Raw genomic sequence first — 13,097 nt, forward strand, 5'->3', positions numbered from 1 at the left:
AGGGTGGGGCCATGGCCGATCCCGAGCTCGTCCGCTTCACCATCGACAACGGCTTGCGCGTAGTGCTCGCGCCCGACGCGACCGCGCCCGTTGTCGGCGTCAGCGTGCACTACGACGTGGGCTTCCGCTCCGAACCGGAGGGGCGCACCGGCTTCGCGCACCTGTTCGAACATCTGATGTTCCAGGGCAGCGAGAGCCTGGAGAAGCTCGCCCACTTCCGGCACGTGCAGTCCAGCGGTGGCACCTTCAACGGGTCCACCCATCCGGACTACACCGACTACTTCGAGGTGCTGCCCTCGGCCGCGCTGGAGCGCGCGCTGTTCCTCGAGGCCGACCGGATGCGCGCGCCGAAGCTGACCAAGGAGAACCTGGCCAACCAGATCGACGTGGTGAAGGAGGAGATCCGCCTCAACGTGCTGAACCGGCCGTACGGCGGGTTCCCGTGGATCCTCCTCCCGCCGGTGCTGTACTCCACGTTCCCCAACGCGCACAACGGATACGGTGGCTTCGAGGACCTGGAGCAGGCCACCATCGAGGACTGCGCGGCCTTCTTCGACACCTACTACTCCCCGGCGAACGCGGTGCTCACCGTGGCGGGCGACTTCGAGATCGACACCGCCCGCGAGCTGATCGAGAAGCACTTCGGCGACGTCCCGTACCGGCCGGCACCGGTGCGGCCCTCGTTCGCCGAACCGCTGCCGACCGGCGAACTGCACGGCGAGCACCTCGACCCGCACGCGCCGTTGCCCGCGCTCGCGGTCGGCTACCGGATGCCGGATCCGATCAACGACGTCGAGGGTTATCTGGCCCACCTCGTGCTCGCCGGGGTGCTCACCGACGGCGACGGATCGCGGCTGCAGCAGCGGCTGGTACACCGGGAGCCGCTGGTCGTCGACATCGGCGCGGGCGCCGGCCTGTTCGGGCCGTTCGAGGCGCGGGACCCGGACACGTTCACCATCACGGTGATTCACCCGCACGAGGTCTCCCGGGAGCGGGTGCTCGCCGCGCTCGACGAGGAACTGGAGAAGCTGGCCGCGACACCGCCTGGCGAGCAGGAGCTGAAGAAGGTCACCGCGCGCTGGGCGGCGAGCCTGCACTCCGAGCACGACAGGCTGGTGTCCCGCACGCTCGCGCTGGGCGCGTTCGAGCTGCTCTACGGCGACGCCTCATTGGTGTACCGGCTCGCGGACCAGATGTCCGCGGTCACCGGCGAGGCGGTGTCGGCGGCGGCGAAGGCGCTGCGGCCGGACGCGCGTGCGGTGCTGGTCATCAAGCCTGCCAACGGCAATGGGGCTAACGGGAATGGGGAGCAGCAGTGAGTTCAGCTACGCATCGCAGCGCCGAGGAGATCGGCCGCACCCCGCTCGGGCCGCGTCCGCTGCCCGCGCTCGGCGAGCAGCGCGCCGCCGCCGATCTGTCCCATGTGGACACCACGCTGGCCAACGGGCTGCGGGTACTGGCCGTGCGCAAGGCGACCGTGCCGCTGGTGGAGGTCCGGCTGTGGATCCCGTTCGCCGGTGAGGACCGGCTGCACCCGGCGACGGCCGAGGTGCTGGCCGAGACCCTGCTGACCGGCACCGGGCGGCGCGACCGCATCGAGATCGACGCCGAGCTGGCGCTGATCGGCGGCGACCTGTCCGCGGGCGTGGACCCGGAACGCCTGGTGGTGTCCGGTTCCGCGCTGTCGTCCGGGCTGCCGACGCTGCTCGACGTGCTGGGCGACGTGCTGACCGGAGCGTCCTATCAGGACAATCAGGTCGAGCGGGAACGCGAGCGGCTGATCGAGCGCATCGCGGTGTCGCGGACCCAGCCGCGCACGATCGCGCGCGAGGCGTTGCAGAAGCATCGTTACGGCGACCACCCGGCCACTCGCGAGGTGCCGCAGGCCGAGGACGTCGCGGTCGTCGTGCCCGAGCAGGTGCGCGCGCTGCACGCCGCGTCGGTGCTCCCGCGGGGTTCGGTGCTGGTGCTCGTCGGGGACATCGACCCCGAGGGTGTCATCGGCGAGCTGGAGCGGGCCTTCGGCGGCTGGGCTTCGGACCGCTCCGCCGTCCGGCTCCCGGCGCTGCCCGACCTGACCGGCGGTGACGTGCTGCTGGTGCCGCGTCCCGGCGCGGTCCAGTCGCAGATCCGGCTGTCCGCGCAGGGCCTGCCGCGCACGGATCCGCGCTACGCGGCGCTGCAGCTGGCGAACCTCACGTTCGGCGGCTACTTCTCCTCGCGGCTGGTGGAGAACATCCGTGAGGACAAGGGATACACCTACAGTGCGCACTCCGGCTTCGAGTTCACCGACGGGACAGCGGTGATCAACGTCGACGCGGACACCGCGAGCGACGTCACCGCCGCGGCCCTGCTGGAGACCCGGTACGAACTGGGCAGGCTCGGCCTGGTGCCGCCGACCGCCGAGGAGTTCGAGTCGGTGCGGCAGTACGCGATCGGCTCGCTGCTGACCTCGACGTCCTCGCAGACCGGGCTGGCCGGGCAGCTGCTCGCGCTGGCCACCACCGGGCTCAGCGCCGAATGGCTGGCCGAGCACCCCGCGCGGGTGGCCGCCGTGACCGCCGAGGACGTGGCCGCCGCGGCGCTGGAGTTCTTCGCGCCCAAGCGGTTCACCGGCGTGGTCGTCGGGGACGCCGACCTGCTCGCGCCGAAGCTCACCGCGCTCGGCGACATCACGGTGGGCGAGTCGGCGTAATGACCGCTCCGTTCCGCCTCGGCTCCTTGCCGACCTTGTCCCGGTCCACTGTGGACCGTCAGGAGTCGTTGCGTACCAACCCGGAGCGTCTGGTCCAGCGGTGGCCGGACGCCCGGGTGGTGCTGCTGGAGGACACCGGCCGCACACCGGTGCTCGAAGGCAGCAAGACCCTCGCGACCCGCAAGACCCAGGAGTTCGGCACCGAACCACCGCCGGAAGCGGCGTTCCTCGGCGAATGGGAGGGCGTCGACTACTGGTCGATGCCCGGTGCCCCGGCCGAGGGCGGCGAGACCGTGCAGATGCAGGGCAGCTGGGGGATCACCGAAGAGGTGCTGCGCGTCGACGGCGAGTTCTGGGTCGATCTGCGGGGCTACGGCGATCTGCTGGACGACACCTCGGCCGGGCTGTTCACCACCGCGCAGGCGCTGCGGAACTGGCGGCGCCAAGCCAGGTTCTGCACGAAGTGCGGTGCGCCGACGGATCTGGTGCAGTTCGGCTGGGCGAGCCGGTGCACGCGGGACGGGCGCGAGGAGTACCCGCGCACCGACGCGGCGGTGATCTGCCTGGTGCACGACCAGGAGGGCACGAACGGCGAGCACGTCCTGCTGGCGCGGCAGCCGATCTGGCCGCCGAACCGGTACTCGATCCTCGCCGGGTTCGTCGAGGCGGGGGAGTCGCTGGAGAACTGCGTCGTGCGGGAGATTCGCGAGGAGGTCGGCGTCGAGGTCTCCGATGTGCGTTATCTCGGCAGCCAGCCGTGGCCGTTCCCGCGCTCGATCATGCTCGGCTTCACCGCCCGCGCCGACAGGTCGGCCCCGCTGACCCCTGCCGACGGCGAGATCGAGGAGGCCCTGTGGGTCTCCCGCACCGAGGTCCGCGCCGCGTTCGCGAACAGCCAGACCCGCAACGCCGCGGCGGTCCCCACCCCGATCGCGGGTGGCAAGGCGCAGCTGATCCTGCCGGGCAACTCTTCGATCGCCCGCGTCATGCTCGCCGCCTGGGCCGAAACCGAAGCCTGACACCTCCGCGGGTCCCCCACTGAGGCGCCCGAGTTCAACGTTCGCGTTGCGGTGCGTCGAGTGCTGAAGGACGCCTTCGGTGCACTGGGCGCTATGAAGGACGCCTTCGGTGCGGTGAACGCACTGAAGGCGTCCTTCAGCATTTCGCCCTCACTCCACCGGAACCGGAGACAATCCGAGGGACGCCCTAGGCGCATCCACCGCACCGAGGGACGCACCCGGTGCATCCAACGCACCCAGGGACGCCCTTGTCGCAACCGGCCCCGGCCCACCGCGGTCCGGGCCCGGCCGGGAACCCGGACCCGTGGAACTCGTCCGCGCGAAAGCGGAACTCGGGCTCCCGAACGTGGGACTCGGACGCGTGAGCGGGGGACTCGCGGTGGTGAGCGGCTGACCTGGTGACCAGCGAAGCGGGAAAGTGTCCATCGGGCGGGTCCGGCTCGTGGGCAGGGCACGGAAGCGTTACCTGTCCGTTTCCGACAGCCGTTGACGGGCTGTGCCCCGGCTCACTACAGTCCCCGGAAACCGTATGTAAAGTATCCTAATTAAGCCCGGGAGGGTGTGCGTGCGAGCCGGTAGCCCGCGGATGCTGCGCGAGATCAACGATCGCGCCGCCATCGAGGTCCTCCTCCGTGAAGGGCCGTTGACGCGGGCGGAGCTCGAAGTCGCCATCGGGCTGTCCAAGCCCGCCACCGCCCAGCTGATCGCCCGGCTCGAAGCGGAAGGCATCGTCGGCAAGGCTGGGGTGCGCGGTGGCGGACGTGGGCCGCGGGCACAGTTGTGGCAGGTCACGGGCAGTCTCGCGTACGTCGCGGCGGTCGACCTCACCCCGAAGGCCGGCGACTTCGTCATCGCGGACGTCGCCGGGCGGGTCCTGGCGGAACTGCGCGCACCGCTGCCCGCGCATGAGGGCGCGGACATCGTCGGAGAGTTCGGGAAAGCGCTTTCCGAGGCCACTCGGCTCGCCGGGCTCACCCTGCCGGACCTGGCCAACGTCGTCATCGGCGCGCAGGGCGCGTTCGATCCCCGCACCGGTCTCCTCTCCTCCGCGCCGCACATCCCCGGCTGGCTCGGGTTCGACGTGCCGGGCAGGCTCAGCGAGCAGCTCGGCGTCGAGGTCACCATCGAGAACGACGTCAACCTGGTCGCGGTCGAGGAAATGACCGCGGGCCGCGCGGCCGGGCTCGACGACTTCGTCATGGTGTGGCTGTCCGAAGGCGTCGGCGGCGCGGTCGTGATCGGACGGCGTCTGCTGCGCGGCGCGACCGGTGGTGGCGGCGAAATCGACTGGATGCGCGTGCCCGATCCCGTCTCGGTCGACACCGGCGAGGAGCGTCCTCGCGCTGGTGCTCGCTTCGGCAACCTCGTCGACTCGCCTGCGGTTGTTCGTCTCGCCGCGGTACACGGTCTCACCGCCGAGAGCGGTTGGGAGGCCGTTGCGCTGGCGCGGCGCGAAGACAGCAAGGCCGCCGACGCCTTTCTTGACGATCTCGCGCGCCGCGTCGCGGGCGGCGTCGCCAGTCTCGTGGCTGTCGCGGACCCTCAACTTGTGTTGCTGTGCGGGGAAACCAGCCGCGCCGGCGGCGAGGACTTCGCCGCACGTGTCGCGTCGCGCCTGCACGAACTCGTCCTGCCCCGCACTCCAGTCGGCGTCGCCTCGGTGGCGGGCAACGCCGTGCGCGCAGGGGCGTTGCAATCGGCGCTCGCCATCGCCCGCGAGGACGTCTTCGGCCTCAGCGCCCCCATTCTCCTCGGGCCACGCAGGCCCGGGGGAGGAGCACCCGGTGCGGCCGCGGCGCTCCCGGACACCAGCCCCACCCCGTCCCCTGCCCCGACCGATTGAGGAGGAGGGTCATGTCCCGCACGACCCGAATCGGCAGCACCGCACGGAAACGCGGCACGCTGCTGGCCTGTACCGCGGCGGCGCTCGCGCTGCTGACCACCGCTTGTTCCGGCGCCGCCGCGCCGGGTGGCGGCGGCCAGGGCCAGCCCGCCGCCGCGCCCGGCAAGGACGAAAAGCTCACGCTGACCGTCTACAGCAAGTTCACCTCGCGTGAATACGAGGTGGTCACCAAGGCGCTCGGCAAGCTCAAGACGAAGTATCCGAACATCGAGGTCAAACACGAGGGCAACCAGGACGACGACAAGATCACGCAGTCGATCCGCGGTGGCAACCCGCCGGACGTCGCGATCTCGTTCTACACCGACAATCTCGGCGCCTGGTGCTCCAACGGCAGTTTCCAGGATCTCAAGCCGTACATCGACCGGGACAAGATCGATCTGAACCAGATCCCGGACGCGGTGCGCAGCTACACGGAGTTCCAGGGCAAGCGGTGCGCGATGCCGATGCTGTCGGACGTCTACGGCTTCTACTACAACAAGGACATGTTCGCCGCGGCCGGGCTTTCCACGCCGCCGAAGAACACCACGGAACTGTTCGAGGCAGCCAAGAAACTGACCCAGTTCAACCCGGACGGGTCGATCAAGGTCGCCGGGTTCATCCCGTCGATGCCGTTCTACGCCAACATGGCGCAGTACTGGGCCCCGAACTTCGGCGCGCAGTACCTCGGCCCGGACGGGAAGTCGCATCTGGCCGAAAGCCCTGGCTGGAAGGCGATGTTCGAGTTCCAGAAGAAGCTCATCGACTTCTACGGCGGCCACCAGAAGGTGGAGCAGTTCAAGTCCAGCCTTGGCGACGAGTATTCGGCCGACCACGGTTTCCAGCGCGGCAAGCTGGCGATGATGATCGACGGCGAGTACCGCACCGCGTTCATCAAGGACCAGGCGCCGGACCTCAAGTTCGCCACCGCGCCGCCGCCGGTGCTCGACACCCTGGCCGGTCAGTACGGCGGCGGCTTCACCACCGGCACGATCATCGCGATTCCCAAGGGTGCCAAGAACGCCGGTGCCGCCTGGGAGCTGATCAAGCAGATGACGCTGGACACCGACACACTGGTGGACCTGGCGAACGGGCTCAAGAACGTACCCAGCACCAAGGCTTCGCTGACCGACCCGAAGCTGCAGCTCGGCGAGGAGTTCAAGACGTTCCTCGACATGTACGGCAGCGGCAAGCTGGTGCCGAACCCGTCGACGCCGATCGGTGACGCGCATCTCAAGGCCGTCAACGACTTCGCCGAGAAGTGGCAGGCCGGTGCGGTGCCCGATCTGGCCGAGGGACTCAAGAAGGTCGACCAGCAGGTCAACGACGAGCTGGCGCAAAAGGGTTCCGGCGGCTGAGCACGATGACCGCGACGCTTTCCGCACACACGACGGGTTCCTCGTCCGCGCCGGTCCAGGCGCGGGCGAGGGCCCGCCGGGCGCGGCACCGCCGCACGGTGCTGCTGTTCATCGCGCCCGCTTCGCTGGGATTCCTGATCTTCTTCGGGTATCCGCTCATCGCCACGATCTACTATTCCTTCACCAAATACGACCTGATCAATCCGCCGCAGTTCGTCGGATTCGACAACTACATCCGGATGTTCACCAGTGAACAGCTGATCGGCAAGGCCGCGTACAACACGCTGTGGCTGGTCATCGTGCTCACCGTGTGCCGGGTGGTGTTCTCGCTCGGTGTCGCGTCGGTGATCTCGCGGCTCAAGTCCGGTGTCGGCCTGGTCCGGACGCTCTGCTACCTGCCGTCGCTGGCACCGCCCGCCGCGGCGACGCTGGCGTTCGTGTTCCTCTTCAACCCGGAATTCGGGCCGGTGAACCGGTTCCTGCGGCTCGTCGGCATCGACGGCGGGCTGTGGTTCAACGACCCCGCGATGTCGAAACCCGCGCTGACGCTGCTGGCGTTGTGGGGTTCCGGCGAGCTGATGATCATCATCCTGGCGGCACTGCTGGACGTGCCGCAGGAGCAGTACGAGGCGGCCGAGCTCGACGGCGCCGGGCCGATCCGCCGGTTCTGGCACGTCACGCTGCCGTCGATCTCGCCGGTGCTGTTGTTCGGCGTGGTCAACTCGATCATCTACGCGTTGCAGTTCTTCACACAGGCGATCGTGGCGGGTTCCGCCGCGTCGGGCACGGCCGACGTCGCGGGCAACACCAAGTTCATCGGCGCGCCGCAGAACTCGACGCTGACCTACCCGGTTTGGCTGTACGTCCAGGGTTTCCGGTACTTCAACATGGGTTACGCGGCGGCGATGGCGGTGCTGTTGTTCATCGTCTCGGCCGGGTTCACCTGGCTGCTGGTGCGGCGATTCCGTAAAGGTCAACATCAGGAGGAGGGGGCATGACGGCGATCTCCGAAACGGCGCCCGCCTCGATTCCGCCCCGGGTCCGGGTGAAACGCGACTGGAACAAGAAGCTCTTCTGGATCGCGAATCACGCGCTCGGCATCGCGCTCGCGGTGATCTTCGCGGCGCCGGTGGTGTTCGTCGTGCTCACCGCGGTGATGAAGAGCGATCAGGCGATGTCGTCGAGCCTGTGGCCGACGGAATGGCATTTCGAGAACTTCGTCAAGGTCTTCAAGGACGCGCCGCTGTTGCAGTACTTCGGCAACAGCATGCTGTATTCGAGCCTGGCCACGATCGGCGCGCTGGTCTCCGCGATTCCGGCGGCTTACGCGCTGTCGAAACTGCGCTGGCGCGGGCAGAACCTGTTCTTCATGCTGACCGTGGTGGCGATGATGCTGCCCCCGCAGGTCACCATCGTGCCGCTGTACGACCTGTGGGTGCGGCTCGGGCTCGCCGGGACCCTCGTTCCGCTGGTCGTGCCGTACTTCCTGTTCGACGCGTTCTCGATCTTCCTGCTCCGCCAGTTCTTCGTCACCATTCCGAAGGACTACATCGAAGCGGCGAAGATCGACGGCTGTAACGAGTTCCAGGCGATGGTGAAGGTGCTGGTGCCGATGGCGAAGCCGGGGATCGCGGCCACCGCGATGTTCTGCTTCCTGTTCACCTGGAACGATTATTTCGGCCCGCTGCTCTACACCGGTGAGAACAAGGACCACTGGCCGCTCTCGCTGGCGATCGCCTCGTTCCGCGGGATGCACCACGTCGAATGGAACCTGACCATGGCGGCGACGGCGCTGATCATGGCGCCGGTGATCGTGTTGTTCGTCTTCGCGCAGAAATCCTTCGTCAAGGGTATTACGTTCACGGGAGTCAAGGGATGAAGCTTGCGGTCGTCGGCGGTGGTTCCACCTACACGCCGGAGCTGATCGACGGGATCGCCGGACGGCGGTCCACTTTGGACGTCGACGAGATCGTGCTGATCGACCCCGACGCCTACCGGGTCGAGGCGGTGGGCGGGTTCAGTCAGCGGCTGCTCTCGCACGCCGGGCACCCGGCGCGGGTGAGCACGACGGGGAACCTGGAGGAAGGCGTCGACGGCGCGTCCGCGGTGCTGATCCAGCTGCGGGTCGGCGGCCAGCGGGCGCGACGGAACGATGAGACGTTTCCGCACGTGTGTGGCTGTGTCGGTCAGGAAACGACCGGCGCGGGAGGGTTGGCGAAGGCGCTGCGGACCGTGCCGGTGGTGCTCGACATCGCCGAGCGGGTCCGCAAGGTGGCGGGTGAGGACACCTGGATCGTCAACTTCACCAACCCGGTCGGGATCGTGACCCGCGCGCTGCTCAACGAGGGGCATCGCGCAGTCGGGCTGTGCAACGTGGCGATCCACCTGCAGCGGACCTTCGCGAAGCTGCTGGGCGCGGGCACCGACGACGTCCGCCTTGTCCACACCGGACTCAACCACCTGAGCTGGGAACGCGGCGTCCTCGTCGACGGCGTCGACCGGCTGCCCGAACTGCTCGGTGAGCACGCGGAGTTCCTGTCGGAGCACGTCAGCGCGCCGGTCGAGTGGATGCGGCGGATGAACGTCGTGCCGTCGTACTACCTGAAGTACTACTACGGGCACGATGAGCAGGTGACCAAGCAGCGCACGGAGCGGCCTCGCGCGGAAGTCGTCAGCGACGTCGAGGAAGAGCTGCTGAAGGTGTATCTCGACGAGGAACAGGTGACGAAGCCGGAGCAGCTGGAAAAGCGGGGCGGTGCCTACTATTCCGAGGCCGCGGTGCAGCTCGTCCACGCGCTGACGGCGGGCGGGCCCGCGGAGGAACACGTCGTGAACGTCCGCAACGAAGGCACGTTCCCGTTCCTGCCGGACGACGCGGTGATCGAGGTCCCGTCTACTGTGGACGCAAACGGGGCGAAGCCGATCGCGCAGGCGCCGGTGGAGCAGCGGTTCGCCGGGCTGATGGCCGGGGTGACGTCGTACGAGCACCTGGCGCTGGAGGCGGCGTTGAAGGGCGGCCGGGACCGGGTGGCGGACGCGCTGCTGGCACATCCGCTCGTCGGCCAGTACACGAAGGCCGATCAGCTCGCCGACTCGCTGGTGCGCATCAATCGTGAGTTCCTGCCCTGGGCACACGCATGACGGCGGTGGGTGTCGCCGAGGTGATCGTGGCGATCGACGGGGGGAACAGCAAAACCGAAGTACTGGTGATTTCCCGGGACGGTGTCGTGCTCGGGAAGTCGCGGGGGCCCGGCGCGTCGCCGCAGAACGTCGGTGTCGACGGATGTGTTGCGGCGCTTGAGGATCTCGTCGTCGAAGCGCTGGGCTCCGCGGGGCGTCCGGTGACCAAGCCGTTCGCCGTGCACACTTCGGCCTACCTCGCCGGGCTGGACTTCCCGCGTGAGGAGGAGGCATTGCACGCGGCGTTGTCCGCACGCGGCTGGAGCGACACGCTGACCGTCGGCAACGACTCGCTCGCGTTGCTGCGTGCGGGGAGCGAGGACGGCACCGGGGTCGCGATCGTCTGCGGGGCCGGGATCAACGGCGCCGGCGTCGGGCCGGACGGCCGGGTATACCGTTTTCCGGCGCTGGGCAAGGTTTCCGGTGACTGGGGCGGCGGCTACCGGCTCGGCGAGGAGGCGCTGTGGTGGGCGGTGCGCGCGGAGGACGGGCGTGGGCCAGGGACCGCGCTGCAGGACGCCGTCACTCGATACTTCGGCGCCGGGACGTTGCTCGAAGTGGTGCAGGGCCTGCACTTCGAGGAAATTCCGGCTGCTTCGATCCACGGGCTGTGCCCGCTGCTGTTCGAGGTCGCGGCGAAGGGGGACGAGGTCGCGCAAGACGTCGTCGCCCGGTTCGTCGACGAGGTCACTGTGATGGTCGCGGTGATTCTGCGGCAGCTGGAGCTGACGATGTCGGCGCCGGAGGTGGTGCTCGGCGGCGGCGTGCTCACCGGCGTCGGCGCGGAGGTGATCGCGGAGATCGAGCGGCGGTGCCTGAAGGTGGCGCCGAAGGCCGTGGTCCGGGTCGTCGACGTCGATCCGGTGGTGGGTGCGGCCTTGTTCGGGCTGGACACGCTGGGCGCGCCGGCGTCGGCGAAGGCGGCGTTGAAGGCGGCTACCCAGCGGGCGTGAGCTGAAGGGGACTTTCGTCGCATGAGATGCGAGGAAAGTCCCCTTCAGCGCGTCTTACGAGAGGAAAGTCCCCTTCAGCTCGCGAGCGTGTTGCCGGTTTCCAGCAGCGTCTTGAGGTCCGACAGGATCCAGTTCCAGCCGCCGCCGGCGTTCTGGCCCTCCGGTGCGTTGATGTCCTCGGCCGCGCCGCTGACCATCGCGGCGGTGCCCGGGGCGCCGGTCACGTCGTGGGTGACGGTGAGGCGCGTTCCCGCGGTCTTGGTCTCTTCGATGTCGTAGGTGAGCTTCGTGTACGGCTCGTCGGCGAACTCGGGGGCCATCACCAGCTTCCAGGTGAGGACCAGCTTGCGCGGCGGGTCGGCCTCGATGACCTCGCCGTCGACCATGTCCCCGGTGACCCCGTAGCCCTTGAGTTCCTCGGTGGGGTGTACTGCGAACTTGCCGCCGGGCTTGAGGTCGTAGTCGGCGAGGCCGGTGTAGCCGTACTTCGCGGTCCACTCCGGTTTCGTGATGGCGTCCCAGATCGCCTGCGGGGTGGCTCTGATGTAGACGCGGTAAACCTGCGTATCGGTCATGAGTCGTTGCCTTCCAGTTCGTCTTTGAGGTCCAGCAGCGCGGTCACGTGGCGCTCGGTGTACTTGTCGATCCAGCGGTCGTGGATCTGCCGGATCGGGACCGGGTTGAGGAAGTGCTTCTTCTCCCGGCCCTCCTTGCGCGTGACGACGAGACCGGCCTCCTCGAGCAGTTTCAGGTGCTTCATGACACCGAAGCGGGTCATGTCCACTTCGGACTCCAGCTCGGTGAGCGTGCGGCCGTCACGCGCGTGGAGCTGGTCGAGCAGGAAGCGCCTGGTCGGATCGGCCAGTGCCTTGAACACCAGGTCGTCATCGGGCACGCGACCAGAATAGGTGACCAAAAGGTCACATGTCAATCGGGGGTGGCGGGCACGGTCCGGCCCTGGTCACCGGGCGAGTAGCCTCTTCGGGCACGGGGATATTTCGATGGCTGGGACTTCATCGCAGGGGGACCATGTGAGCGCGGCACGCGCGATCGGCTTGGTGCTGGGGGTGGCCGCGGACGGGGTGCTCGGCGACGCGCGGCGCAGACCGCCGGTGGTGACTTTCCGCCGGGTCGCGGGCTCCTCTCCGGCGCGAGGGACTGGGGTGGCCGCCGCCTGTGTCGCGCTGGGCGTGCTCGCCGAGCGTGCCGGCCGACGGCGTCCGGTGCTGCAGGCCGCGACGACGGCCGTCGCGACCTGGGCCGTCGTCGGGGCGGCCGGACTCGCGACGCAGGGTGCCGAACTGGCCCGCGATCTGGAGGAAGGCCGGCTGGATCCGGCACGGCGCACGTTGTCCGAACTGGACCCCCGGGTGACCGACGGGCTCACGCCGGTGGCGCTTTCGCGTGCTGCGGTGGAGACGGTCGCGGAGAACACCTCGGACGTCGTGGTCGCGCCGCTGGTGTGGGGCGCGCTCGCCGGTGTGCCCGGGCTGGTGGGCTCGCGGGCGATCAGCCTGCTGCGGCAGTGGTCGCGTGGCCGCCGGTCGTGGGTGGTCGAGCGGGCGGACGAGCTGGCCCACCTCGTCCCGACGCGGATCGCCGCCGGGCTGACCGTGCTGGCCGCTCCGGTGGTCGGCGGCTCCGCGGGCGGCGCGTGGCGGGCGTGGCGGCGCGACACGATCGCGCATCCGAGCCCGAACGCGGGCCGGGTCGAGGCGGCGTTCGCGGGCGCGCTGGAGATCCGGGTCGGCGGGCGGACCGTGTACCCGCACGGCGTGGAGGAACTCCCGGTGCTGGGGATCGGACGCAATCCGGACGCCGGGCACGTGACCCGCGCGGTGGAACTGTCCCGCGTCGTGGGCTGGCTGGCCGCGGCGACATCGGTGGTCGCCGCCGCGCTCCTCGGCCTCTGGCGCCGGTCCCGCTAGCCGCATCCTGCTCGGGCTCGCTGCCCCCCATGCCGTTAAGGCCACCTTACGGGCGTCAGACGCCCGTAAGGTGGCCTTAACGGCA

Annotated in this window: 12 protein-coding genes; 10 read left to right on the forward strand and 2 right to left on the reverse strand. The window is 69.1% G+C overall.

The features are described from left to right. The first annotated feature begins 11 nt into the window (after positions 1-11). The 9 genes from ACFW0G_RS35405 (at position 12) to ACFW0G_RS35445 (ending at position 11,084) form a co-directional block, all read left to right on the forward strand. Positions 12-1,319, forward strand: coding sequence for a M16 family metallopeptidase (locus ACFW0G_RS35405; protein ID WP_378329841.1), 1,308 nt, complete (start codon positions 12-14; stop codon positions 1,317-1,319). Continuing rightward, positions 1,316-2,695, forward strand: a complete 1,380-nt coding sequence (locus ACFW0G_RS35410) for a M16 family metallopeptidase (protein WP_378329842.1) — start codon at positions 1,316-1,318, stop codon at positions 2,693-2,695. Before ACFW0G_RS35405 ends, ACFW0G_RS35410 begins: the two co-directional genes overlap by 4 nt. Then, the gene (gene nudC / locus ACFW0G_RS35415) at positions 2,695-3,714 is read left to right on the forward strand and encodes an NAD(+) diphosphatase (protein ID WP_378329843.1); all 1,020 of its coding nucleotides are present in this window, start codon (positions 2,695-2,697) and stop codon (positions 3,712-3,714) included. The genes ACFW0G_RS35410 and nudC overlap by 1 nt, the downstream gene beginning before the upstream one ends. 586 nt (positions 3,715-4,300) lie before the next feature. Next, the gene (locus ACFW0G_RS35420; protein WP_378329852.1) at positions 4,301-5,557 is read left to right on the forward strand and encodes an ROK family transcriptional regulator; all 1,257 of its coding nucleotides are present in this window, start codon (positions 4,301-4,303) and stop codon (positions 5,555-5,557) included. Positions 5,558-5,568: 11 nt separating this feature from the next. After that, positions 5,569-6,951 carry an ABC transporter substrate-binding protein gene (locus ACFW0G_RS35425; protein WP_378329844.1) on the forward strand — a complete coding sequence of 461 codons (1,383 nt, stop codon included), beginning with the start codon at positions 5,569-5,571 and terminating at the stop codon, positions 6,949-6,951. A 5-nt stretch (positions 6,952-6,956) separates the two neighbouring features. After that, positions 6,957-7,949: a carbohydrate ABC transporter permease gene (locus ACFW0G_RS35430; protein ID WP_378329845.1), complete on the forward strand. Its 993-nt coding sequence runs from the start codon at positions 6,957-6,959 to the stop codon at positions 7,947-7,949. Next, entirely contained in the window at positions 7,946-8,830 is an 885-nt protein-coding gene (locus ACFW0G_RS35435) for a carbohydrate ABC transporter permease (RefSeq protein WP_378329846.1), read from the forward strand. Before ACFW0G_RS35430 ends, ACFW0G_RS35435 begins: the two co-directional genes overlap by 4 nt. Beyond that, entirely contained in the window at positions 8,827-10,092 is a 1,266-nt protein-coding gene (locus tag ACFW0G_RS35440) for a 6-phospho-beta-glucosidase (RefSeq protein WP_378329847.1), read from the forward strand. The genes ACFW0G_RS35435 and ACFW0G_RS35440 overlap by 4 nt, the downstream gene beginning before the upstream one ends. Continuing rightward, a complete protein-coding gene (locus tag ACFW0G_RS35445; protein WP_378329848.1) occupies positions 10,089-11,084 on the forward strand; it encodes an N-acetylglucosamine kinase in 996 nt (331 codons plus the stop codon). Before ACFW0G_RS35440 ends, ACFW0G_RS35445 begins: the two co-directional genes overlap by 4 nt. A 74-nt stretch (positions 11,085-11,158) precedes the next feature. Here the strand turns inward: ACFW0G_RS35445 and ACFW0G_RS35450 are convergent, their stop codons facing one another. Both ACFW0G_RS35450 and ACFW0G_RS35455 read right to left on the reverse strand, forming a co-directional pair. Then, the gene (locus ACFW0G_RS35450) at positions 11,159-11,659 is read right to left on the reverse strand and encodes an SRPBCC domain-containing protein (RefSeq protein WP_378329849.1); all 501 of its coding nucleotides are present in this window, start codon (positions 11,657-11,659) and stop codon (positions 11,159-11,161) included. Beyond that, positions 11,656-11,979: an ArsR/SmtB family transcription factor gene (locus ACFW0G_RS35455; RefSeq protein ID WP_378329850.1), complete on the reverse strand. Its 324-nt coding sequence runs from the start codon at positions 11,977-11,979 to the stop codon at positions 11,656-11,658. The genes ACFW0G_RS35450 and ACFW0G_RS35455 overlap by 4 nt, the downstream gene beginning before the upstream one ends. Before the next feature lie 136 nt (positions 11,980-12,115). On the opposite strand from ACFW0G_RS35455, the gene ACFW0G_RS35460 reads away from it, so the two are divergent. Then, positions 12,116-13,012 (forward strand): cobalamin biosynthesis protein, encoded by an 897-nt coding sequence (locus ACFW0G_RS35460; RefSeq protein ID WP_378329853.1) that lies wholly within the window; start codon positions 12,116-12,118, stop codon positions 13,010-13,012. Positions 13,013-13,097: the final 85 nt, after the last annotated feature.

The sequence above is a fragment of the Amycolatopsis sp. NPDC058986 genome (assembly GCF_042741125.1).
Lineage (GTDB): Bacteria > Actinomycetota > Actinomycetes > Mycobacteriales > Pseudonocardiaceae > Amycolatopsis.